The sequence below is a fragment of the Neotabrizicola shimadae genome, assembly GCF_019623905.1.
Taxonomy (GTDB): Bacteria; Pseudomonadota; Alphaproteobacteria; order Rhodobacterales; family Rhodobacteraceae; genus Neotabrizicola; species Neotabrizicola shimadae.
Genome location: NZ_CP069370.1, coordinates 1,312,050 through 1,333,389 on the forward strand (window position 1 = coordinate 1,312,050; position 21,340 = coordinate 1,333,389).

At 67.1% G+C, this 21,340-nt stretch carries 23 protein-coding genes; 9 read left to right on the top strand and 14 right to left on the bottom strand.

Translation table 11 applies throughout. The features are described from left to right. The first annotated feature begins 60 nt into the window (after positions 1 to 60). Complete coding sequence (gene scpA / locus JO391_RS06325) at positions 61 to 2,190, top strand: methylmalonyl-CoA mutase (RefSeq protein WP_220663454.1); 2,130 nt, start codon at positions 61 to 63, stop codon at positions 2,188 to 2,190. 87 nt (positions 2,191 to 2,277) lie between these two features. Here the strand turns inward: scpA and JO391_RS06330 are convergent, their stop codons facing one another. The 12 genes from JO391_RS06330 to JO391_RS06385 form a co-directional block, all read right to left on the bottom strand. After that, complete coding sequence (locus JO391_RS06330; protein WP_259444834.1) at positions 2,278 to 3,360, bottom strand: IS4 family transposase; 1,083 nt, start codon at positions 3,358 to 3,360, stop codon at positions 2,278 to 2,280. 156 nt (positions 3,361 to 3,516) lie between these two features. Then, entirely contained in the window at positions 3,517 to 3,903 is a 387-nt protein-coding gene (locus JO391_RS06335; protein WP_220663456.1) for an AAA+ family ATPase, read from the bottom strand. Between the two features lie 31 nt (positions 3,904 to 3,934). Further along, positions 3,935 to 4,972, bottom strand: a complete 1,038-nt coding sequence (locus tag JO391_RS06340; protein ID WP_220664463.1) for an endonuclease/exonuclease/phosphatase family protein — start codon at positions 4,970 to 4,972, stop codon at positions 3,935 to 3,937. 80 nt (positions 4,973 to 5,052) lie between these two features. Continuing rightward, positions 5,053 to 5,754, bottom strand: a complete 702-nt coding sequence (locus tag JO391_RS06345) for a TerB family tellurite resistance protein (RefSeq protein WP_220663458.1) — start codon at positions 5,752 to 5,754, stop codon at positions 5,053 to 5,055. Positions 5,755 to 5,785: 31 nt separating this feature from the next. Next, positions 5,786 to 6,274 carry a GNAT family N-acetyltransferase gene (locus JO391_RS06350; RefSeq protein ID WP_220663460.1) on the bottom strand — a complete coding sequence of 163 codons (489 nt, stop codon included), beginning with the start codon at positions 6,272 to 6,274 and terminating at the stop codon, positions 5,786 to 5,788. Then, the gene (locus JO391_RS06355; RefSeq protein ID WP_220663462.1) at positions 6,271 to 6,882 is read right to left on the bottom strand and encodes a VOC family protein; all 612 of its coding nucleotides are present in this window, start codon (positions 6,880 to 6,882) and stop codon (positions 6,271 to 6,273) included. The genes JO391_RS06350 and JO391_RS06355 overlap by 4 nt, the downstream gene beginning before the upstream one ends. Further along, the gene (locus JO391_RS06360; protein ID WP_220663464.1) at positions 6,879 to 8,429 is read right to left on the bottom strand and encodes a Ppx/GppA family phosphatase; all 1,551 of its coding nucleotides are present in this window, start codon (positions 8,427 to 8,429) and stop codon (positions 6,879 to 6,881) included. The genes JO391_RS06355 and JO391_RS06360 overlap by 4 nt, the downstream gene beginning before the upstream one ends. 155 nt (positions 8,430 to 8,584) lie before the next feature. Beyond that, on the bottom strand, positions 8,585 to 10,774 hold the full coding sequence (locus JO391_RS06365; protein WP_220663466.1) for an RNA degradosome polyphosphate kinase: 2,190 nt from the start codon (positions 10,772 to 10,774) through the stop codon (positions 8,585 to 8,587). Positions 10,775 to 10,817: 43 nt separating this feature from the next. Continuing rightward, positions 10,818 to 11,492 carry a P-loop NTPase family protein gene (locus tag JO391_RS06370; RefSeq protein WP_220663468.1) on the bottom strand — a complete coding sequence of 225 codons (675 nt, stop codon included), beginning with the start codon at positions 11,490 to 11,492 and terminating at the stop codon, positions 10,818 to 10,820. Next, on the bottom strand, positions 11,489 to 12,574 hold the full coding sequence (locus JO391_RS06375) for an AI-2E family transporter (protein WP_220663470.1): 1,086 nt from the start codon (positions 12,572 to 12,574) through the stop codon (positions 11,489 to 11,491). Before JO391_RS06375 ends, JO391_RS06370 begins: the two co-directional genes overlap by 4 nt. 62 nt (positions 12,575 to 12,636) lie before the next feature. Then, positions 12,637 to 13,656: a hypothetical protein gene (locus tag JO391_RS06380; protein WP_220663472.1), complete on the bottom strand. Its 1,020-nt coding sequence runs from the start codon at positions 13,654 to 13,656 to the stop codon at positions 12,637 to 12,639. After that, positions 13,653 to 14,456 carry a hypothetical protein gene (locus JO391_RS06385; RefSeq protein WP_220663474.1) on the bottom strand — a complete coding sequence of 268 codons (804 nt, stop codon included), beginning with the start codon at positions 14,454 to 14,456 and terminating at the stop codon, positions 13,653 to 13,655. Before JO391_RS06385 ends, JO391_RS06380 begins: the two co-directional genes overlap by 4 nt. 102 nt (positions 14,457 to 14,558) lie before the next feature. Between JO391_RS06385 and JO391_RS06390 the strand changes: the two genes are divergently transcribed. From JO391_RS06390 to JO391_RS21425, 4 genes are all read left to right on the top strand, one after another. Continuing rightward, positions 14,559 to 14,894: a PepSY domain-containing protein gene (locus tag JO391_RS06390; RefSeq protein WP_259444835.1), complete on the top strand. Its 336-nt coding sequence runs from the start codon at positions 14,559 to 14,561 to the stop codon at positions 14,892 to 14,894. Between the two features lie 3 nt (positions 14,895 to 14,897). Then, positions 14,898 to 15,560, top strand: a complete 663-nt coding sequence (locus JO391_RS06395) for a cytochrome b/b6 domain-containing protein (protein ID WP_220663476.1) — start codon at positions 14,898 to 14,900, stop codon at positions 15,558 to 15,560. A gap of 2 nt (positions 15,561 to 15,562) precedes the next feature. Further along, entirely contained in the window at positions 15,563 to 16,075 is a 513-nt protein-coding gene (locus JO391_RS06400; protein ID WP_220664465.1) for a helix-turn-helix transcriptional regulator, read from the top strand. Positions 16,076 to 16,198: 123 nt separating this feature from the next. Beyond that, positions 16,199 to 16,321, top strand: coding sequence for a hypothetical protein (locus JO391_RS21425; protein ID WP_259444836.1), 123 nt, complete (start codon positions 16,199 to 16,201; stop codon positions 16,319 to 16,321). Positions 16,322 to 16,451: 130 nt separating this feature from the next. Here JO391_RS21425 and JO391_RS06405 read toward each other — a convergent pair whose 3' ends face one another. Then, complete coding sequence (locus JO391_RS06405) at positions 16,452 to 16,895, bottom strand: iron-sulfur cluster assembly scaffold protein (protein ID WP_220663478.1); 444 nt, start codon at positions 16,893 to 16,895, stop codon at positions 16,452 to 16,454. 62 nt (positions 16,896 to 16,957) lie between these two features. Between JO391_RS06405 and hisI the strand changes: the two genes are divergently transcribed. Then, positions 16,958 to 17,320 carry a phosphoribosyl-AMP cyclohydrolase gene (gene hisI / locus JO391_RS06410; protein ID WP_220663480.1) on the top strand — a complete coding sequence of 121 codons (363 nt, stop codon included), beginning with the start codon at positions 16,958 to 16,960 and terminating at the stop codon, positions 17,318 to 17,320. Here hisI and JO391_RS06415 read toward each other — a convergent pair. After that, the gene (locus JO391_RS06415; RefSeq protein WP_220663481.1) at positions 17,317 to 17,586 is read right to left on the bottom strand and encodes an usg protein; all 270 of its coding nucleotides are present in this window, start codon (positions 17,584 to 17,586) and stop codon (positions 17,317 to 17,319) included. The genes hisI and JO391_RS06415 overlap by 4 nt on opposite strands. Positions 17,587 to 17,781: 195 nt before the next feature. On the opposite strand from JO391_RS06415, the gene gyrA reads away from it, so the two are divergent. The 3 genes from gyrA to JO391_RS06430 all read left to right on the top strand — a co-directional run bounded on the left by gyrA (position 17,782) and on the right by JO391_RS06430 (position 21,282). Further along, on the top strand, positions 17,782 to 20,496 hold the full coding sequence (gene gyrA, locus JO391_RS06420; RefSeq protein ID WP_220663482.1) for a DNA gyrase subunit A: 2,715 nt from the start codon (positions 17,782 to 17,784) through the stop codon (positions 20,494 to 20,496). Next, positions 20,489 to 20,785: a hypothetical protein gene (locus JO391_RS06425; protein WP_220663483.1), complete on the top strand. Its 297-nt coding sequence runs from the start codon at positions 20,489 to 20,491 to the stop codon at positions 20,783 to 20,785. Before gyrA ends, JO391_RS06425 begins: the two co-directional genes overlap by 8 nt. Before the next feature lie 119 nt (positions 20,786 to 20,904). Further along, the gene (locus JO391_RS06430; protein ID WP_220663484.1) at positions 20,905 to 21,282 is read left to right on the top strand and encodes a DoxX family protein; all 378 of its coding nucleotides are present in this window, start codon (positions 20,905 to 20,907) and stop codon (positions 21,280 to 21,282) included. Positions 21,283 to 21,340: the final 58 nt, after the last annotated feature.

A 21,340-nucleotide genomic window follows, 5' to 3' on the forward strand; every position in this document is an offset into this window, starting at 1 on the left:
CCTTGATGCCAAAGCGGAACCGCCGGGAGGCCCAGCCCGGCCACACGAAGGACGAGAGCGATGAGTGAAGATCTGGACAGCTGGCGCAAGCTTGCCGCGAAGGAACTGAAGGGCGCAGACCCCGAGGGCCTGACCTGGAACACGCTGGAAGGCATTCCGGTCAAACCGCTCTACACCTCGGCCGATCTTGCGGGGCTCGACCATCTGGGCACCATGCCCGGCCTTGCCCCCTTCACGCGCGGCGTGCGCGCCACGATGTATGCCGGTCGTCCCTGGACGATCCGCCAGTATGCGGGCTTCTCGACGGCGGAGGAATCCAACGCCTTCTACCGCAAGGCCCTGGCCGCCGGTCAGCAGGGCGTATCGGTCGCCTTCGACCTGGCCACCCACCGCGGCTATGACAGCGACCACCCCCGCGTGGTGGGCGATGTCGGCAAGGCGGGCGTGGCCATCGACTCGGTCGAGGACATGAAGATCCTCTTTGACGGCATCCCGCTGGAAAAGGTCAGCGTCTCGATGACGATGAACGGCGCGGTCATCCCGATCCTCGCCAACTTCATCGTCACCGGGGAAGAGCAGGGCGTGCCGCGGGCCGAACTGTCAGGGACCATCCAGAACGACATCCTCAAGGAGTTCATGGTCCGCAACACCTACATCTATCCGCCCGAACCCTCGATGCGGATCATCGCGGACATCATCGAATACACCAGCGCCGAGATGCCCAAGTTCAACTCGATCTCGATCTCCGGCTATCACATGCAGGAGGCGGGCGCGAACCTGGTACAGGAGCTGGCTTTCACCCTGGCCGATGGCCGCGAATATGTCCGCGCGGCGCTGGCCCGCGGCATGAACGTGGACGATTTCGCCGGGCGGCTTTCCTTCTTCTTCGCCATCGGCATGAACTTCTTCATGGAGGCCGCGAAGCTGCGGGCGGCGCGGCTCTTGTGGCACCGCATCATGTCGGAGTTCGGCCCGAAGAAGCCCGGCAGCCTGATGCTGCGCACCCATTGCCAGACCTCGGGCGTGAGCCTGCAGGAGCAGGACCCCTACAACAACGTGATCCGCACGGCTTACGAGGCGATGGCGGCGGCACTTGGGGGGACGCAGTCGCTGCACACCAACGCGCTGGACGAGGCGATTGCGCTGCCGACCGAGTTTTCGGCCCGCATCGCCCGCAACACCCAGCTGATCCTGCAGGAAGAGACGGGGATCACCCATGTCGTCGACCCCCTGGCGGGGAGTTACTACGTGGAGAGCCTCACGGCAGAACTGGCCGAAAAGGCCTGGGCGCTGATCGAAGAGGTCGAGGCGATGGGCGGCATGACCAAGGCGGTCGCCACCGGCATGCCGAAGCTGAGGATCGAGGAAAGTGCCGCCCGGCGGCAGGCGATGATCGACCGGGGCGAAGAGGTGATCGTCGGGGTCAACAAGTACCGACTGGCCAAGCAGGACCCGATCGACATCCTGGACATCGACAACATGAAGGTCCGGGAGGCGCAGGTGGCGCGGCTGGTGGCGACGCGGGCGGCGCGGGACGAGGGCCGGGCACAGGCGGCGCTGGTCGAGCTGGAGCGGCGGGCGCGCGAGGGGGGCAATCTTCTGGAGGCGGCGGTCGAGGCCGCGCGGGCGCGGGCGAGCGTGGGAGAGATCAGCATGGCGATGGAAAAGGTCTTCGGGCGTCACCGGGCCGAGATCAAGACGCTGGCCGGCGTCTATGGCTCGGCCTACGAGGGTGACGAGGGCTTTGCCCAGATCCAGAAGGATGTGGAGGCCTTTGCCGAGCAAGAGGGCCGTCGGCCGCGGATGCTGGTGGTGAAGATGGGGCAGGATGGCCACGACCGGGGTGCCAAGGTCATCGCCACGGCCTTCGCCGACATCGGGTTCGATGTGGATGTGGGGCCGCTGTTCCAGACGCCCGAGGAGGCCGCACAGGATGCGGTGGACAATGACGTCCATATTGTGGGGATTTCCAGCCAGGCGGCGGGGCACAAGACGCTGGCGCCCAAGCTGATCGAGGCGCTGGAGGCCAAGGGGGCGGGGGACATCATCGTGATCTGCGGGGGGGTGATCCCGCAGCAGGACTATGAGTTCCTGAAGGGGGCCGGGGTGAAGGCGATCTTCGGACCGGGGACCAATATCCCGGCGGCGGCGAAGGAGATCATGGGACTGATCCGGTCGGCCAGGGTCTGAGGCGTCCGAGGGGCGTCCGAGCTCGGACGCCCCTTTGCGGGTAATGAAATCAATGGGTTGCTTGCGCGATTTAACTTGGACTTCATACTACACGACTCTGGCCGAGTTCGGGTTTGATCTGAGCCTTGTCCACTCGATGAGGGTTTCGGGGTGGTCGGCGCGCAGTCGGTTCCTGATGAAGGTGAAGCCGGTGCGGAAGTAGGACATGGCGAGGGAGCCGTGGGCCTTTCGCGGGGGTGCCGCGTTGCCAAGGGCGGTGCGTGCGGCGCGGACGGACCATGCGACGGCCAGGGCGATGAGGGAGGTCAGCAAGTGGAGCTTGGCCGGATCGGTCAGGCGGGTGTCCTCGAAGTTCACGCCGTTGGTCTTGGTGTTCCTGAACAGACGCTCGATGGCCCACCGCTTGCGGTAGGTCTTCAGCGCGTCGTGGCCCGTCCGGTTGGTGGCGACGATGACCCATTCGGCGCCATTGCCCCTGGGCAGGCGCGCGGAGAAATGCAGCGGGCGGTCCATCCCTTCGAGCGTGCCGGTGCAGTGACGGCCCTTGCGCGGCAGCGTGACCTGGGTGGCGAGCTTCACCTCGCGCCCGTCGGCCCGGATGATCAGCCGGTTCACCGCGACCCGGATGTCGAAGGGAATGTTGTTCCTGTTCAGCCAGTTGAGCCAGGCATGGCCCGCGAACTCGCGGTCGGCCAGCAGCGTCTCGACATTCCCCGCCCCGAACAGCGCGACATAGCGCGCCATCAGCCCGATGCGCTCCTCGCAGGAAGAATTGCCCGCATGCCCCAGCACGGTCCACATCAGCGGCACCTGCGAATGGCGGGTGCGGATCGCCAGAACCAGCAGGTTCACCGCCGTCCCGCCGATCTTCCAGTTGGTCCGGTCCATCACCAGCGTCCGTCCTTCTGCACCGCCCGCCAGTTGTGCGATCACCGGCGCCGCCCAGTCCTGCGGCAGGCAGACGTGCTGGAAGAACCGCTGCAGACGACGGTAGGTCGAGGCGAGGGCCGCGCGGTCGCTGCCCCGTTCGCTGGCCAGATGGGCGAGATTGACCGTGCGCGCCCCGATCATGCCCACCACGATCAGCGCCATCGTCTCCAGCCGCGACTTGCTCAACTGGACAAACCCGCCTAGCACTTCGGCGAGGGCGGCGATCACGGGACGGTCCATCGGACGCTCCTTTGGCGAGGAAGAGTCCGATACTCTGAACCAACCCGCCGCCCTCACAAACCCCCTGTGTCGTGTAGTATGCTTGGACTTAACTCTTGTGGAGGTCCGAAGCCTCGCGCGCCGGATGGGGGCAACCGCTTCGCCAATGCGCCGAACCTACAGGTCCGTCTGAGGCTCGGGCGGCAGGTTTTCCAGCACCACCGGCGGGGCGTCTGCCTTGCGCCGGATGATGATGTCGCCATTGGGTAGGCGTTCGGGCGGATCGTAATAGCCGAAATCGTCCACCATCGAGGACAGGGCGGTGATCCAGGGCTGCGCCTGATCGAGCGCCGAGCCCATCTTGCTGCCCAGATCGTCCAGCCCCTTCTGCATGTCCTGCATCTTCGGTTCGACCTCGGTCATCAGGCCGCGAAGGAACATCCGCGCGCCTTCTTCCAGAAGCGACATGCCTTCGTCGATTTCGCTGGACGCAGCAGGCGGTTCTTGCGCCGGCAGGGCGGGCGCGAGGAGGGCGAGGGGCAGGGCGAGGACAACAGCTTTCATGGCGCGCAATATAGGCGCGACGACAGCGTCCTCAAAGGGCGATGTCCAGCGACACCGGGAAGTGATCCGAGGCGGTGAGCAGGGCGTCACGCAGTTCGGGCACGGTGGCGATGCGCGGGTCGTTGTTCGGGTGCCAGATGCGCCAGACCGGCGCGGGCTGCATGCCGGCCAGACGGGACGAGACCATGATGAAATCGAGAAGCGCCTCGAAATAGCATTTCTGCGGCGCATACCAGAACCGCGCCGAGGTCGGCCCGGCGCCCATGCGCGGACCGAAGCCAAGGATGGCATTGGGGTCGTAGAGGTGGCTTTCGGGCGTGCCGTCCACACCCAGCACAACCTCGATGCCGGAATGGCCGAAGAGCCGTTCAAACCGGTCGAGGCCGGGACCATCGTTGAAATCGCCCATCACGATCAGGTCGTCGCCCGCCGCCAGATGGGCATCGACGCGCTGGCGGAGCCAGAGGCATTGCGCGAGCTGCTTGCGGCGGTTCTCGATGGAGACGCGCAGAAACTCCTCTCGCCCCGCAAAGCCGTGCGGGTTTTTCGACTTGGCATGTACGCCGATCAGCCGGACGGTTTGGCCTGACGCGGTTTCAACCGCGAGTTCAAGGGGCGGTTTCGAGAAGCGGATGGTGTCGAAGACGCCGTCCTGATCGAGATCGTAGCGGAACGCGCCGTCGAAACGGGGGGCGTCCTCGCTGCCCTTCTTGCCCGAGGGATCGCCTTGCGGATCATGGCGTGCGGTCAGCCGGTCTGGATCGTAGAGGAAGGCAATTTCCTGTTCGGTTTCAGAGGCGAAGCCGATCAGCGTGCGGCGGGCGCGCAGACCAAAATGGCGCGCGAAACTTTCCAGTGCAGTGACGGTGGAGCGGCGGCCATTGGTATCGGGCGCCTCGATCACCATGATGCCATCGGCATCGAGCGCGGTGAAGACGATGCCGAGCGCCGTCAGCTGTTCGGCGCGGCTGATCTTGTAGCGCGCCGAGGGCTGGATGTCGGCCAGAAGATGACCCTGGTCGTCGAAGAGGGTGTTGAACCATTCGACGTTGTAGGTGGCGATGCGCAGGGGATGATCCGGAGCGGGCCGGGTCTTGCCCTCCGCCGGGCCGGCTTGCGCAACCTGGGGGGCATTCCTTGCCATCCCGGTCAGGCCGGCAGCATCCGGGGCGAGCGTTCGGATTCGATCTCTTCCCAGGCGCGGTTGATGGCGACCATGCGCGCCTCGGCCAGCTTGGCGGCCTCGGGCGGGAGGCCGCGGGCGATCAGCGCGTCGGGGTGGTTCTCGCGCACGGCGCGCTTCCATGCGGCGCGGATGTCGTCGAGGTCGGTGTCATGTGTGACGCCCAGCACGTCATAGGGATCGCGCGGCACGCCCTCGACACAGCGCGCACGAACGGCGCGGAAGGCGCGGTCGTCCATGCCGAATTCGCGGGCGACCTGGTGAAGGAAGGCATCCTCGGCATCGTTGTAGTGGCCATCGGCCACCGCCACGCGGAAGAGGCCCTCCATCAGGTCGGGCAACAGGGTTTCATGCCCGCCCTTGAACAGCTTGCCGATCTTGCGGGCGTAGAACTCGAAGCCCGCCACATCCTGCCGGGCGAGGTTGTAGACGCGGGCGGCGTTGGCCTCTTCATCCGGCGGGATGGTGAAGATGCGGCGGAAGCAGGCGACCTCGTCGCGCGTGACCTCGCCATCGGCCTTGGCGAGCTTTGCCCCAAGCGCGATGACGGCGATGGTGAAGCCGACCGAAACCTCGGGATCGCCGCGCAGGCGGTCGAACACGACCGAGAGCGGTTCGCCCTGGGCGAGCGCTGCAAGCGCGGCAGAGATGCGGGACCAGATCGACATGGGGTCAGCCTACGATGCCGTGCGGGTCTTGTCAGTCCAGGATCTTCTGCATCAGCACAAGGTCAAGCCAGCGGCCGAACTTGAAGCCGGATTCCGGCACGGTTGCGATGGTCCGGTAGCCGAGTGCCCCGTGGAAGGCGAGCCCGCCGGCATTTTCGGCGCTGACGCCGGCGATCATGGAATGGGTGCCGCGGGCGCGGGCGTGGTCTTCGATCGCCTGCATGAGCCTGCGGCCAAGGCCCTGGCCACGGGCCAGCGGTTCGAGGTGAATGGAATGTTCCATGCAGCGGGCATAGCCATCACCGCCGCGGAACTGGGCATAGGTGGCGAAGCCCGCGACCTTGCTGCCATGTTCGGCGACAAGGAAGGTGAAGCCGTCGCGTTGGCGGGCTGCGATGGTCTCGGCCACCTCGGCCAGTGTCTTTTCCTTTGAGGTGAAGGTGACGGTGGTGTCGCGGATCAGCCCGTTCCAGAGCGCCGCGACGGATTCGACATCGGCTGCGGTGGCGGGGCGGATCATGCGAGGACGCGCGGGCCGGAGGGGCCATCGAAGGTGGCGCGCAGGGCCTTGGCCGGGCCCTGGGTGACGGTGATCCGGTCGTCGTCGATGATGGCGCCAAGGGCTGTGCGCAGGGCGTCGGCCTGGGGGTGGATCAGGTCGAAGCGGGTGAGGCGCAGGCCGCAGTCGGGCAGGTCGTCGGGCGGGCGGCGGCCGTGCCAGTGCAGGAGCGCGGGGAAAGCGCCGTCGAAGGGCAGGCGGCCATCGGCCGGAACGGTATAATCCCAGCGGTAGGCGCCGCGGGTCATTTCGACCGGCTTGCCAAGGCCGGGCGGACAAAGCGCCAGGGTGGCGGGCAGATCCTGGGCCTGGGCGACCCAGTTGGTCAGGCGCGGCGGGCCTGCGAAATGGTCGAGGTCGAACCAGCGGGGGCGGCCGGGGGGCGGGGCCTCGGGGTCGATGGCGATGACTTCAAGATAGAGATCGCCAAGGCCCAGGAGCCGGTTGTGGGTGGACATGAGCGCGTGCTTGCCGCCGCCAGCAAGCGTCACGCCAAGCGCGGCTTCGACATGGGCCACGCCTTCGGCGAGGCTGTTGGCCGAGACGACGATATGGTCGATGCCGTTCACGCCAGGACCTCGTTCGCGCCGATGACGGCGGGAACGGCCTTCAGTGCCAGGGCGAGCGACTGGAAGCGGGCCTGCGCGACCTCGCCGTAAAGGCCGCGGCCGCGTTCGGTGAGGGCAAGCTCGATCACGCGCTTTTTCGGGCGCCAGGACAGGGTGGCGGCTTCGGCCGGGTCGCCGATGGAGAACATGGCGCCGAAGCGCATGGCTTTGCCGAGGACTTCGGCCTGGGCCATCTCGTCCTCTGTCAGCAGGCGGAACAGGGGTTCGAGGCGCGAGCCCGCGCGGCTGTTTTTGTATCGGTGCAGGAGCGACAGGCCGAGGAAGACGCGGCCGGGATGGTCGAGCCCGCCGAGGTTGGCGCGGGTGGCGTTGTCGAAGCAGACTTCGGCCCGGTAATCGGGGTGGGCGCGCCAGGTGGTGTCGTGCAACAGGCAGGCGGCCTTCACCAGGCGCATCCGGTCCTCGGGCCAGTCCCGGAAGAGGGGCGCGAGGAAGTCATAGAGCTTGCGACCGAAGCCGGGCATGCGGGCCGAGGTGAGTTCGGCCATGCGCGCGGCCTCGATCAGCGGGTCGCGCTGGCGCAGGCGGTCGGGCATCTGTTCGTAGAGCAGGCCCTCGCGGATGCCATAGGCGGAGACGTCGATTTCGGAGGGTTTGAGGAGTTTCACCACTTCGCGCAGAACCTCGCAGGCGAGGGGGACCAGTTCCATACGGTCGGCCGAAGTGCCGGTGCGGGCGCGCAGGAGGGCGAGGTCGGAGGCGGCGATCCAGTCGAGCGTGTCGAGGAGCGAGCGCGGCGTCATGCGGTATTCGTGGAGCACGGTGAGCGGGTAGTTGCGCCGTTCCATGTCGAGCCGCGCGATGACGCGCCAGGAGCCGCCGACGAGGTAGATGCGTTCGCCTTCCGAGCGGATCTGGGCCTGGGCGTCCTTCAGGATGCGGTCGATGTGCAGGCGGCGCTTGTCGGGGGTGGGCGCGGCCTGCTGGAGCCGGAAGGGGCCGAGGGGCGTGGAGACGCGGCGACCGACCTTGCCGTCGCCGATGCGGGCCAGTTCCATCGAGTTGCCGCCGATGTCGCAGACCACGCCCTTGGCGTCGGGCCAGCCGAGGAGCACGCCCTGGGCCGACAGACGCGCCTCTTCGTCGCCGTCGATGACCCAGAGCTTCAGCCCGGTTTCGCGCAGCACCTCGGCCTGGAAGTCGGGGCCGTCCTCGGCCTCGCGCGTGGCGGCGGTGGCGACGACGGTGAGGGGGGCGATGCCCATGCCTTCGGCCAGAAGCGCGAAGCGTTTCAGCGCGGCCACCGCCCGGACTCGGCCCTCGGGGTTGAGCCTGCCGGTTTCGGCCAGGTTCTTGCCGAGGCCGGCCATGATCTTTTCGTTGTAGAAATAGGCGGGGCTGCGCGCCGCGCCGTCGAAGACCACCATGCGGATGGAGTTCGAGCCCACGTCCACCACGCCGACGCGCGACAGGGCCCTGGCAGAGGGATCGTCGAACAGCGGGCGGCCGAAGGGGCCGTGATCATCGTGGGAATGGTCGGCAGGCATGGCAGCGTCCCCCTGTCTGTCCGTTCGCGCGGGACCATGCACCGGCGCGGTTTCAAGGTCAACACAGGCCCGCAAGATCACGATTATTCTGCGAAAAACCGAAGTCACCCGGCTCCCTGCGGCCCGGCTGCGCACCGGAATCGCCGGCCAGACCGTCAGGCGGCCTGGCCTTCGTCGCGCAGCGTGGCCAGGCGCTGGACGTCCTTGGCCCCCGCCGAGCCGCGCCCCGAGAGCGAGGGGTTTTCCATGAAGAAGCGGTGGCAGTTGAACAGCGTCTCGTCCTTCTCGGGCAGGAAGCGGCGATAGCGGCCCATCGCATCCAGCACCCAGCTTTGTGCCTCGTCCGCGAGATTGGCGGCCATGATCTGCCCCATGATCTGGTTCTTGACCGTGGGGTTATGCGCCTCGACGAGCGTCTCGACCCGGCGCGTCAGGTTGCGGCTCATCCAGTCGGCAGAGGACAGGAAGACGCGCGCCTTCTTCGAGGGCAGACCACCACCGTTGCCGAAGCAGACGATTCGGCTATGTTCCAGGAACCGCCCGACGATGGACTTCACGCGGATGTTTTCGCTGAGACCCTTCACGCCGGGGCGCAGGCCGCAGATGCCGCGCACCACGAGGTTGATCTTCACCTCGGCATTCGAGGCAGAATAGAGCGCGTCGATCACGTCGGGCTCGATCAGCGAGTTCAGCTTGGCCCAGATTTCCGCCGGGCGGCCGGCGCGGGCGTGGTCGGCCTCGGCCCCGATCAGTTCCAGAAGGCGCGGTTTCAGCGTGACCGGGGCGATGGCGAGGTTTTCCAGACCCTGAGGCTGAACATAGCCGGAGAGATAGTTGAAGACCTTGGTGGCATCGCGGCCAAGCGCGGCATCACAGGTGAAAAACGACAGGTCGGTGTAGATGCGCGCAGTGATCGGGTGATAGTTGCCGGTGCCGTAGTGGGTATAGGTGACCAGGTTCTCGCCCTCGCGCCGGACCACGGTACTGATCTTCGCGTGGGTCTTGTAGTTCACGAAGCCATAGACGACATGCGCGCCGGACCGTTCCAGCCGGCGGCTTTGGCGGATGTTGGCGGCCTCGTCGAAGCGGGCCTTCAGCTCGACCAGCGCGGTCACGGACTTGCCCGCCTCTGCCGCCTCGCAGAGCGCGCTGACGATGGGGCTGTCCCAGCTGGTGCGGTAGAGCGTCTGCTTGATGGCCAGCACGTTCGGGTCGCGCGCGGCCTGTTCCAGAAAGCGGATCACCAGATCGAAGGTTTCGTAGGGATGGTGCAGAAGGATGTCCTTCTGCTTGATGGCGGCGAAGAGATCGCCGTCGTGATCCTGCACCCGTTCGGGCACACGGGGCGTGAAGGGCGGCCAGAGAAGATCGGGGCGCGAGGACAGCACCAGTTCCTTGAGGTCGGCCACACCGAGCAGGCCGCGCACCTCGACCACTTCCTGTTCGGTGACGGCGAGCTCTTCCATGATGAGCTCTTTCAGCTCGGGCGGGGCGCCGGCGGACATCTTGAGCCGGATCACCTCGCCCCGGCGGCGGCGCTTGAGTGCGGTTTCGAACTCGCGCACCAGGTCTTCGGCCTCGTCCTCGACTTCGAGGTCGCTGTCGCGCAGCACGCGGAACAGGCAATGGCCGCGGTCGGTGAAGCCTGGGAAGAGCATGTCGAGGTGCAGGAGCAGAAGCTCTTCGAGGGGCAGGAAGCGGTTTTCGCCCTCGCGCCCCGGCAACGGCACGAAGCGGGCGATCTGCTGGGGAATGGGCAGAAGTGCCTGGAGGGCGCGGTGATCGGACACGCGTTCCAGCTCCAGCGCCAGGGAGAAGCCCGTGTTGGGGATGAAGGGGAACGGGTGTGCCGGGTCGATGGCAAGCGGCGAAAGCACCGGGAAGACCTTGTCGAGGAAGTGCTTTTCCAGGTGTTTCAGGTCGCGCGAGGTAAGCTTTGACCGGGTGAGCAGCGTGATGCCCTCGGCCTCCATTTCCTTCTTCAGCTTGTTGAACGTGGTCTGCTGTACCTGCATCAGGCGGCGCGCATCCTCGTTGATGAGCCGCAGCTGTTCGGCCGGAGTGCGGCCATCCTCGGACGGGGTGGTATTGCCGGCGCGGACGAGCGCGCGCAGGCCGGCGACGCGGACGGTGTAGAATTCGTCAAGGTTGGTTGCGCTGATCGACAGGAAGCGCAGACGTTCCAGAAGCGGCACGGCAGGATTCGCGGCTTCGTCCAGCACACGCCAGTTGAAGGCGAGCCAGCTGAGCTCGCGGTTGAAGAAGCGACCCGGTCCGGTGATTTCGGCCGCGGGCAGCGAAACCGGGGCAGGGAACGGGGCTTTCAGGAAATCGGCCTGGGTCATCTCACTCTCCGCCGGTCTGCCCGGCGCCTTTCGGGATATGGAATCACCCGTCTTCCATCTTGTCCAGCACCTCTGCAGCCAGCTTCTGCGAGATGGGGCGCCGTTCGGCCAGTGACTTGGCGTCAAGCTCTGCCACCAGCGCGCGGGCCGCGGCAATGCTGCGTTCCATGCGGGCCACGAGCCAGGGGATCAGCGTGGGCGGCACCGTGACCTGGCGGTCGGCGAAGAGCTTGACCAGCACGGCAGAAAGGAGCGCATCGTCGGGCAGGTCCAGCGTGGCAACGCCGGCCGCGGAAAGGCGGCTGTGCAGGTCGGGCAGGGTGAGGCCCCAGTCGCGCACCGGATGGCGCGCGGTAAGGAGCAGGCGCCCGGCGGGGCAGAGGAGGTTGTGCAGGTGGAAGAGCGCGACCTCGGCCGTCGCGTGGCCCGCCACGGCATCGGCGCCTTCGATGACCAACCGGCCTGTCGCGGCAAGGGCCTGGGGGTCGGCATCACCGAGGGTTGTGCCGGGAATGACAGGCGTGCCGGTCTCGGCGGCCCAAAGGCGGGCGAGATGGGTCTTGCCGCTGCCGGCGGGGCCGGTCAGCACGAGTTTGCCGCCGGGCCAGTCGCCCGCATCCAGCGCGGCCAGCGCTGTGGCATTGGCGGGCGAGACGAAGAAATCCTCGCGGCGAAAGGTTTCGCGCGCGGGCAGGTCGAACGCGAGCTGTCCGGTCACGGCTCGGGCGCCCGCTCCGGCTCGGGATGCGGGTCGATGCCGCGGTAGAGCAGGCTCTTCTGGTACTGGGCGATGCCGAAGCGGGTGAAGACGCCCATGGCGGCGGCGACGGGCACCGCCACCAGCATCCCGACGAAGCCGAAGACCGCGCCGAAGGCGGACAGGGCGAAGAGGAGCCAGACCGGGTGCAGGCCCACCGACTTGCCCACGAGGCGCGGGGTGAGGATGTTGCCTTCGAAGAACTGGCCGGCGGCGAAGATGGCGGCGACAATGGCGATGGACACCCAGTCGCCCCAGAACTGCACGAGCGCCAGACCGATGGCGAGCGTGCCGCCGACCAGCGAGCCCACATAGGGGATGAAGGTGATCGCCCCGGCGATGGCGCCGACGACAAGGCCGAATTGCAGGCCGGCCAGCATCAGCGCGACCGAATAGAAAGTGCCCAGGATGACGCAGACCGAGACCTGGCCGCGCACGAAGCCGGCAAGCACGGCGTCGATCTCGCGCGCGAGCTGGCGCACGGTGGGGGCGTGGTCGCGCGGGATCAGCGCATCGACCTGGGCGACCATGCGGTCCCAGTCGAGCAGCATGTAGAAGGCCACGACCGGCACGACGACGAGGAAGACGACCGCGCCGACCACGCTGAGCGCGGAGGAGATGACGCCGTTGGCCAGCTGGCCGCCCTGCGCCTGGATCGCCTGGGCGATCTGCGAAAGCGTCTGGCGCGCGGTCGAGGTGCTGTCCTGCAGCTCTGGGAAGCGGGTGACGAGGAAGGTCTGGAACTGCTTGACGAAGTCGGGCACCGCGTTGACCAGCGCGGTCAGCTGCTGGATCAGCGTCGGGATGACCGACAGGACCAGCGCGGCAAAGACCAGGGCGGCCACCAGGGTGATGAGCGCGGTGGCCGCGGCGCGGCTGAGGCCGGCGCGTTGCAGCCGGTCGGCCAGCGGGTCGAGGAAATAGGCGATGGCGCCGCCCACCAGGAAGGGCAGGATGATGTTGCCCAGGAACCAGAGCACGACGAAGAACACCAGGGCCGCGATGCCCCAGTATTTCAGTTGGTCCTTCACCGGCAGGGCCATCGCATGTCTCCAAGGCACTGGTCGAGCATATCGCGCGTCCGGGCGGGCATATCAAGGGCGGGTCACGGCTGGGGCGGCCCCGCGGGGGTGAAGAGATCCTTCAGCGCCACGTCCTGCATCAGTTCGGTGGGGCGGGCCTGCAGGGTGGCGGTCCAGTCGCGCAGCATCCGGTCGCGCTGGTCGTCGATCATGGCGTGAAGCTCGGCCTCGAATTCTTCGCGGTGGAAGTATTCGTCGAGGTTTACCACCACGGCATCGGTGGCGAACCAGGCGATGCCGGCGCCGATGACGGCACCCGCGACGGTGCCGACGGGACCGACGGCGCTGCCGATGGCCGCGCCGGCGCCGCTGCCGCCCAGAAGGCCTGCGGATTTTGCGGCGCCCTTCGCTGCCGCCTTCATGGCCACCTTGGAGGCGATCTTCTTGGCCATCACGCTGGTCATGACCTTCACGGCCGCGGCGCCGCCCATCAGGGCGGCGGTGGCGCCGATGGGGGCGGTGACCGTCATCCGCACGGGGGCTTGCCCCAGAAGCGCGGCCATCGCGGCGTCGAGTTCGTCCTGAGCGGGCGTCGCGGCGAGAAGCTCGGCGGTCTTGCGCTCCAGTGCCGAGGCGAAGGCCTGGGCATAGGCAGCATCGACACGGGCCGCTGCTTCGGAAAGCCGGGTGTCGAGGTCGCCGAAGAGACGGCGGTAGAGCTCGCCTTCCACCTGGCCCAGAACGGCGCCGGCAAGTTCGGTGTATTCGCCCAGAACCGAATAGTGGAAATCGGCGTAGTCCGGCACGGCGGCATGGGCCGCGGCGAAGGCCGCGTCCAGTTGCGCCGCCATCAGACCCTGCACCTCTGCCGCCGCCATGTCGCCCGCCTGCTGGAACAGCCGTTCAAGCTCGGTCGGGGCGGGGCGGTAGATGGCAGGTTTCAGGCCGATGTCACGTGCAAGATCGTCCAGCCCCGCCGGGCCGCGCAGCGCGACCACGGCGGCGAGGCCAAGCGTGACAAGGGCCAGCACCGCGATGGTGGACCAGAAGGCGATGGCAAAGAGCCGGGCCTGGCGTCTTGCGGGCGGGGGAGGTGCGGTCATGTGGACCCCGATGTTTCGACAAGCAGGTTCTCGCAGAACTGCCGCACGGCGATGGCCACCTGTGCCACCGACAGGACGGCCAGCGCGCTTGTCACGAGGTGCAGGATGACAGCCAGCGGGCGCAGGGCCGCGAAGGGGCTGTCCGGACCAAGATGCAGCAACAGCCACATCCGCGCCGCATCGCCCGCCTGCGCCGCCTGAAGGGCTTCGGTCACCGGGCCGGCAGGGCCGGGCACATCGGCCATGGCCTGTTGCATCGCAGGGGCGAAGGGGAGGTGCAGATAGCCGGGCAGGGTGGCGGTGGTCCAGTCGAGCCAGACATGCAGCCCGACGAACACCCCGCCCACCAGCGCCAGTGCCAGCCTGTCGGCCAGCGGGTCGGCCCAGGGACGGTGCAGGTGCCGTCCGAGCCGGTGGGCGAGGATCGCCTGCGCCAGAGCCGCCAGCGGAACGAGGGCCGCCAGAAGCCAGAGATCGGCCGGGCGCGCCAGCACGACCTCGGCCGCGGTCAGGGGCACGGCAATCGCGGTGACCCCGATGGCGCGTGCCGTGGCACCGATCCGGCCTGTCAGCAACGGGGCGAGGGGCGAGGCAGGGCGAATCGCCGCCTGCCCCCAGGCGCGGCGGCGGGCCGCCTGGACACTGCGCGTGCCAAGGAACACCAGCAGGGCAAGAAGGATCAGGGCAAGGGCCGCGCCCTGTGTCAGCGGTTGCAGGATCCGCCATATGGCCAGAAGCGCCAGAACGATCACCGTCCCGGCGGCAACGGTCAGGGCGATGCTGCGTGCATGATGGTCCATCGCCGCGACCATGACCCGGAAGCGCGGCGGCCTGCAAGCCGGGGGACGCGCCGCTCCCGGCTGTCAGCGGGCGCTTAGCGGGTCGCGATAAGCCCCCGGCCAATGGACCGGCCGCAGGGCGCGGGGCAGGTGGCGGCCATCCGGGGCGCGGTGCCCCGGCAGAAGGAAGGCAAGACCATGAAGCGTATCCTGACCCTGTTCCTGTTCCTGACCGCCGCCCCGCTGGCCGCGCTGGCCGCGCCTGCCGTGGGCGATGTCGTGGGCACCACTCCCGAGGCCGCCACCGCGGCACTGGCCGAGAAGGGCTGCAAGGTTTCGGACTTCGAAGCCGAGGACGGCAAGATCGAAGCGAAGTGCACCGACGAGGCCGGCAAGCCGATGGAAGTCTATATCGACCCCGCCAGCGGCGCCGTTACCGAAGTGAAGTCGGGGGACTAAGCCATGGCTGCCTCCCTTTGGTCGGGCCGGGTGAAGCCCCCGGCGTTGTGGGACCCCGTGGTGCGCCTGACGCATTGGGTCATCGCCATCGTGGTGCTGCTGAACGCGGTCCTGACCGAAGGGGGCAGCACGCTTCACGTTGCCGCCGGCTGGACCGGCATGGCGATGCTGGCGCTGCGGCTGGTCTGGGGCCTGGTCGGCCCCGGCGCAGCACGCTTTTCCACCTTCCCGCCTGCGCCGGTGCAGGCGATGCGTCACCTTGCCGGGCTGGTACGCGGCCGGGTGCCGGAATACCCTTCGCACAACCCTGCGGGGGCGATCATGGCCTATGCGCTGTGGGGCCTTCTGGCGCTTGTCACGGCAAGTGGGCTTTACATGACGGGCGGCGCCACGCCGATGCAGGTGGCGGCCGATCAGGCGGCGGTTGACAGCGGCGACTGGTCGGCGCTGGTGCAGGCCGATGACAGCAGGGCCGACGACGACGGCGGCTGGAAGGACGCGGCAAAAGAGGTGCACGAGGTGGCGGCGAACGTGATCCTGATCCTTGTGCTGCTGCATGTGGCTGGCGTGGCCGTTGAGTCGCGCGCGCTGCGGCGCAATCTGGTGGCGCCGATGCTTCTGGGCAGCGCGGCACGCGGCGAACGCAACCGGAGGCGCGCCGAGTGAAGATGGGCCCGATCCTTCGGCCGAAGGGGCGGCGGGAAACCGCCGCGCTTTCGGTTTTCGTCGCACTGCAAAGCCTGGCGGCGGTGTTCTTCGTGGGCGACGTGTTCAGCGACCTCGCGGCGGATGCCGACAGCCTGCACATCTGGTTCGAGGGCGTGGTGACGCTGGCGCTGGTGCTGGGGGTGCTGTTCGGCATCGTCTCGCTGCGGCGCACCATCACGCTGATCGAGGAACAGGACCGCGCGCTGGACGTGGCGCGGGGCGCGCTTGCCGATGTGGTGGAACGCCAGTTCACCGCCTGGGGGCTTACCCCGGCCGAGACCGACGTAGGCCTTCTGGCGCTGAAGGGGCTGGACGTTGCAGAAATCGCGGCATTGCGCGGGGCGGCGCAGGGCACGGTGCGCGCGCAGCTGACGCGCATCTACGCCAAGGCCGGGGTTTCCGGCCGCGCGCAGTTTGCCGCCTATTTTGTCGAGGATCTGATGGGCGAGGGCCTGCCCCTGCGCGCAGCCTGAGCCGGGTGCGGGGCGGCGCATATTCCGTATGTGCACAGTTTGTTCCGTAATGTTCTTAAAAAGTTCTTTACGACTCGCGCTGGATATGAGAACAAAGGGGCAACGCAAGAGCAGGAGGTTCTGATGTTCAAGGATATCGCCGCAGTCCTCGTCCGGTCCCGCGCCACGGTGGTGGAGGATCTCGCCGGCCTGGTTGCCCTGTTCGTTCTGCTTTACGGCGCCCTCAGCCTGACCGGCGCCGCCTGAGTTCTGCCTGCGGTCTTTGTTGCCGGATCATCCTTCCCCGGATGCCTGTCCCTGGGTCTGCCTCGACCCGCTCCGGCAAAGACACGCCACTGACCGCCGCCACCGATGGGTGTGCGGCGGTTTTTTCTGGTCAGGCGGCAGCTTCGGCCGTGGCCATCGCCTCGGTCACCGCTTCCAGCGCCAGAAGGATCGAGGCGTGGCGGTTCTTGTAGTCGCGGGCGGGGATCAGCACCTCGTAGCCGTCGAAGGGCGCGGCGGGCACCGGGCCGCCCTCTTTCAGCATGGCGCGCAAGGCGTCGCGCGCCGCTTCCAGTTCTGCCCGGCTGCGGCCGATCACCACGCGGCCCAGCACCGCCGCCGAGGCCTGGCCAAGCGCACAGGCCTTCACATCCTGCGCGAAATCCTGCACACGGCCATCCTTGACCACGACATCGGCCGTGACGGTGGAGCCGCAAAGCGGCGAGCGCCGCTTTGCGCTGGCGTCGGGGTGGGGCAGGCGGCCCAGATGCGGGATGTCTGCCGCCAGTTCCAGGATGCGCCCCGAATAGAGCTTGATGAGGTCGCTGTCGCTCATGGCCAAATCTCCGCTGACCCCCTAGATAGACCCGCACCCTGTCCCTGCCAAGGAGCGGACCCATGGCCTTTGATGCGGCAAGCCTGAAGTACGACGACAAGGGCCTGGTTCCCTGCATCGCGCAGGATGCGGCCACGGGGGAGGTGCTGATGTTCGCCTGGATGAACGCGGCCTCGGTCGCGCGCACGCTGGAGACGGGTAAGGTGACCTATTGGTCACGCTCGCGCCAGGCGTTCTGGGTCAAGGGCGAAAGCTCGGGGCACCACCAGCGGCTGGTGGAATTGCGCATCGACTGCGACCGCGACTGTCTGCTGGCGCTGGTGGCACAGGAGGGGCCGGCCTGCCACACCAACCGGCGCAGCTGTTTCTACACGGCGATCCGCGGCGGGGCCGAGGTCGAGATCATGGCGCCGATGGCGGGCTAGTTCAGGTAGAACTCTCCCTTCACATGCCGCCATTCGCCGGGGCTGATCAGCTTTCGGTGAGCGAAGCGGACCGAGTGCAGCGGGCCTTCGATCTTTTCCTGCCAGAACTCGATGAACTTGAAGAGCCGGGGATAGTCCGGCGCCAGATCATAGTCCTGCCAGATGAAGCTGTTCAGCACATGCCGGTAGTCGGGCATCCGGTAGAACAGTTCCGCCGTGGTCAGCCCATAGCCTTTCAGCATAAGTTCCGTCTCGCTTGCCGCCATCCTTGCCTCCGATGCGTTTCCCCCCTGCGAAGGATGATGCCAAAGCCGGAATGAATTTCAACGAAAACAGTATGTTGGCACTCAGGATGGGGTGCTGCCAGATGGGGCGGCCACCCCCGCATTGCACACAACAGGATGGTTGGTGTAGGGTCGCGCGCGCAAGATATGGGGCAATGGCCCGGAAGGCAGGACAACGTGTCGGATCGTCCCGAAGACCCTGAAAACGCTGACGAAAAGCCGGCGCGGGCCGAATGGCACGGACCGCAGATCGACATCGCGCAAGAGATGAAGACGGCCTATCTGGATTACGCGATGAGCGTGATCGTGGCCCGCGCCATCCCCGACCTGCGCGACGGGCTGAAGCCGGTGCATCGGCGTATTCTTTATGCGATGAACGAAGTCGGCAACACGCACGACAAGCCCTACCGCAAGTCCTCGCGTCCGGTGGCCGACACGATGGGCAAGTATCACCCGCACGGCGACTCGGCGATCTATGACGCGCTGGTGCGGATGACGCAGGATTTCTCGATGTCGCTGCCGCTGCTGGACGGGCAGGGCAACTTCGGCTCGATGGACGGCGATCCGCCCGCGGCCTTCCGTTATACCGAGGTCCGGCTGGAAAAATCGGCCCGCGCGCTCTTGGACGACATCGACAAGGACACGGTCGATTTTCAGGACAACTATGACGGCAAGGACCGCGAACCCACCGTCCTGCCGGCGCGCTACCCCAACATGTTGGTCAACGGGTCCGAAGGCATCGCCGTCGGCATGGCAACCCGCATCCCGCCGCACAATCTGGGCGAGGTGATCGACGGCACGCTGGCGCTGATCGAGAATCCCGACTTGTCGATGGAACGGCTGATGGAGATCATCCCGGCCCCCGACTTCCCCACCGGCGCGATGATTATGGGCCGGTCGGGCGTGCGGAAGGCGTATCTTGAAGGCCGCGGCTCGGTGATCATTCGCGCCAAGACCCATGTGGAGGAAATCCGCAAGGACCGCTTTGCCATCATCGTGGACGAGATCCCCTTCCAGGTGAACAAGGCCGCGATGATCGAAAAGATCGCGGAGGCCGTGCGCGACAAGCGGCTGGAAGGCGTGGCCAGTGTCGCCGACGAATCCGACCGGGTGGGCGTGCGCGTGGTGATCGAGCTGAAGCGCGACGCCACGCCCGACGTGGTGCTGAACCAGCTTTACCGCTTTTCGCCAATGCAGACGAGCTTTGGCTGCAACATGCTGGCCTTGAACGGCGGCAAGCCGGAAACGCTAACCCTGCGCGATTTCCTGGTGCATTTCATTGCCTTCCGCGAGGAAGTTGTAGCGCGCCGTACGGCTTACGAGCTGCGCAAGGCGCGGGAGCGCAGCCATATCCTGTGCGGTCTGGCGGTGGCGGTCTCGAACGTGGACGAGGTGGTGGCGACCATCCGTTCCTCCTCCGACCCGTCCGAGGCGCGCGACCGGCTGATGACGCGGCGCTGGCCCGCGCATGACATCGCCGATTACATTCGCCTGATCGACGACCCGACCCACAAGATGAACGAGGACGGGACCTACAACCTGTCCGAAACCCAGGCCCGCGCGATCCTCGACCTGCGCCTGCAGCGGCTCACCGCCCTGGGGGTGAAGGAAATCACCGACGAGCTCGAGGAACTGGCCGCGAAGATCAAGGACTACCTCGATATCCTGTCCTCGCGTGACCGGATCATGGCGATCATTTCGGACGAGCTGACCGAGGTGAAGACGCAATTCGCCGTGCCCCGCCGCACCCAGATCGCCGATTGGGAGGGCGACCTGGACGACGAGGATTTGATCGAGCGCGAAGACATGGTCGTCACCATCACCTCGGGCGGCTACATCAAGCGCACGCCCCTGGCCGAATTCCGCGCCCAGAACCGCGGCGGCAAGGGCCTGTCGGCGATGGAGACGAAAGAGGACGACGTCGTCACCACCTTGTTCGTGGCGAACACGCATACCGTTCTTCTGTTCTTCACCACCGATGGCATGGCCTACCAACTGAAATGCTGGCGCCTGCCGCTGGCGGGGCGCACCGCCAAGGGCAAGGCCATCGTCAACATCCTGCCGATCCAGACCGGCATTTCCATTGCCGCGCTGATGCCCATCGACGTGCCGGAGCTGGAATGGGACGGGCTGCAGGTGTTCTTCGCCACCTCGGATGGCGACGTGCGCCGCAATGCGCTCAGCGATTTCACGAACATCAAGCGCAACGGCAAGATCGCGATGAACCTGCCCGAAGGCGTGAGCCTGGTGAACGCGCGCATCTGCGACGAGAACGACGACATCATGCTGGTGACCTCGCTTGGCCGCGCGATCCGCTTCCCGACAACCGAGGTGCGGGTGTTCAAGGGCCGCGATTCCACCGGCGTGCGTGGCATCCGCCTGGCCGAGGGCGACTCTGTGGTGTCGATGGCGGTGATCCGCCATTTCGACGCCACGCCAGAGGAGCGGGTGGCCTATCTGAAGCAGCGCCGCCTGATGGCCGGCGTGACCGAGGAAGAGGCGGCAGACGAGGAGGAAGAAGCGGTGTCCGAAGGCCAGCTTTCGCCCGAACGCTATGCCGAGATGTCGGCGGCGGAAGACCTGATCCTGACCGTCACGCGTGGCGGGTCGGGGAAGCTCTCGTCCAGCCACGACTACCCGGTGCGCGGACGCGGCGGCATCGGCGTCAAGGCAATCTCGCCCGGCCCCCGCGGCGGCATCGTTGTGGCCTCGTTCCCGGTGGAACCTTCCGACCAGATCATGCTGGCGACCTCGGCCGGCCAGTCGATCCGCGTTCCGGTGGACCAGATCTCCTTCCGGTCCCGCTCGGCGGGCGGGGTGCGTGTGTTCAACGTGGGCGAGGGCGAGGACGTGGTGTCCGTGGCCCGCGTTGCCGAACAGGCGGATGAGTGAGCTGGAGGCCCGCCTTGCCGCCCTTGCGGCGGCGGGCGAGACCATCACCTACGGCGCGCTGGCCCGCGACCTGGGCTGGCGGCTGGCGGACCTGACGGCGGCCCTGGAACGGCTGATGGCCGAGGATACCGCCGCCGGGCGCCCGTTGCGCGCAGCGCTCATGCGGGGGCGCCTGAGTGGTGACATGCCGGCGCGCGGCTTCTTCGATGCAGCGGCAGGGCTGGGTTACGATGTCTCGGACCCTGCAGCCTTCGTCTTGCGGCAGCGGGCGGCGCTCCGAACACCCTGATCTGTGCATTCCTGCGCAGACTGCGCGCGAACGTGCGGAATTTGCGGAAAGAAAAAATCCTGTATGCGTAATGCAGCTTCGGCACGGGCCGAGGACGAAACGGAACAGGACCCTTCACGATGGACTCTCTCAAATCCTATGCCCCCCTTGCCGCGCGCGTGCTGATCGGGGTGCTCTTCCTTCTGGCCGGCCTTGGCAAGCTGGGGAATGTCGCGGGCTTTTCGGGCTATCTCGCCTCGGGTGGTCTTCCTGCCTTCCTGGCGTGGCCCGCGATCCTGTTCGAGATCGTGGTGGGCGGTGCGCTGATCGTCGGCTTCCAGACCCGCCTTGCCGCGCTGGCAGCGGCGGCCTTCTGCGTGGTGGCCGGGCTGATGTATCATTCGAACTTCGGCGACCAGATGCAGCTCTCCAGCTTCCTGAAGAACATGGCCATCGCGGGTGGCCTTTTGCTGCTGGCTTCGACCGGCGCGGGCAAGCTGGCGCTGGACAAGGCGTAAGGCACGCACTTTAGGACAGGCGGGCCGGGAAACCGGCCCGCTTTTCATTTGGGCCGAA

Excerpts from the sequence above, each read along its gene's own strand:
- JO391_RS06380 (WP_220663472.1), bottom strand. The coding sequence starts at position 13,656 with ATGACCGCACCTCCCCCGCCCGCAAGACGCCAGGCCCGGCTCTTTGCC.
- JO391_RS06400 (WP_220664465.1), top strand. The coding sequence starts at position 15,563 with ATGGGCCCGATCCTTCGGCCGAAGGGGCGGCGGGAAACCGCCGCGCTT.
- JO391_RS06395 (WP_220663476.1), top strand. The coding sequence starts at position 14,898 with ATGGCTGCCTCCCTTTGGTCGGGCCGGGTGAAGCCCCCGGCGTTGTGG.
- JO391_RS06390 (WP_259444835.1), top strand. The coding sequence starts at position 14,559 with ATGGACCGGCCGCAGGGCGCGGGGCAGGTGGCGGCCATCCGGGGCGCG.
- JO391_RS06430 (WP_220663484.1), top strand. The coding sequence starts at position 20,905 with ATGGACTCTCTCAAATCCTATGCCCCCCTTGCCGCGCGCGTGCTGATC.
- JO391_RS06360 (WP_220663464.1), bottom strand. The coding sequence starts at position 8,429 with ATGCCTGCCGACCATTCCCACGATGATCACGGCCCCTTCGGCCGCCCG.
- JO391_RS06350 (WP_220663460.1), bottom strand. The coding sequence starts at position 6,274 with ATGATCCGCCCCGCCACCGCAGCCGATGTCGAATCCGTCGCGGCGCTC.
- JO391_RS06335 (WP_220663456.1), bottom strand. The coding sequence starts at position 3,903 with ATGAAAGCTGTTGTCCTCGCCCTGCCCCTCGCCCTCCTCGCGCCCGCC.
- scpA (WP_220663454.1), top strand. The coding sequence starts at position 61 with ATGAGTGAAGATCTGGACAGCTGGCGCAAGCTTGCCGCGAAGGAACTG.
- JO391_RS06425 (WP_220663483.1), top strand. The coding sequence starts at position 20,489 with ATGAGTGAGCTGGAGGCCCGCCTTGCCGCCCTTGCGGCGGCGGGCGAG.
- JO391_RS06345 (WP_220663458.1), bottom strand. The coding sequence starts at position 5,754 with ATGTCGATCTGGTCCCGCATCTCTGCCGCGCTTGCAGCGCTCGCCCAG.
- JO391_RS06415 (WP_220663481.1), bottom strand. The coding sequence starts at position 17,586 with ATGGCGGCAAGCGAGACGGAACTTATGCTGAAAGGCTATGGGCTGACC.
- JO391_RS06365 (WP_220663466.1), bottom strand. The coding sequence starts at position 10,774 with ATGACCCAGGCCGATTTCCTGAAAGCCCCGTTCCCTGCCCCGGTTTCG.
- hisI (WP_220663480.1), top strand. The coding sequence starts at position 16,958 with ATGGCCTTTGATGCGGCAAGCCTGAAGTACGACGACAAGGGCCTGGTT.
- JO391_RS06405 (WP_220663478.1), bottom strand. The coding sequence starts at position 16,895 with ATGAGCGACAGCGACCTCATCAAGCTCTATTCGGGGCGCATCCTGGAA.
- JO391_RS21425 (WP_259444836.1), top strand. The coding sequence starts at position 16,199 with ATGTTCAAGGATATCGCCGCAGTCCTCGTCCGGTCCCGCGCCACGGTG.
- JO391_RS06375 (WP_220663470.1), bottom strand. The coding sequence starts at position 12,574 with ATGGCCCTGCCGGTGAAGGACCAACTGAAATACTGGGGCATCGCGGCC.
- JO391_RS06385 (WP_220663474.1), bottom strand. The coding sequence starts at position 14,456 with ATGGACCATCATGCACGCAGCATCGCCCTGACCGTTGCCGCCGGGACG.
- JO391_RS06330 (WP_259444834.1), bottom strand. The coding sequence starts at position 3,360 with ATGGACCGTCCCGTGATCGCCGCCCTCGCCGAAGTGCTAGGCGGGTTT.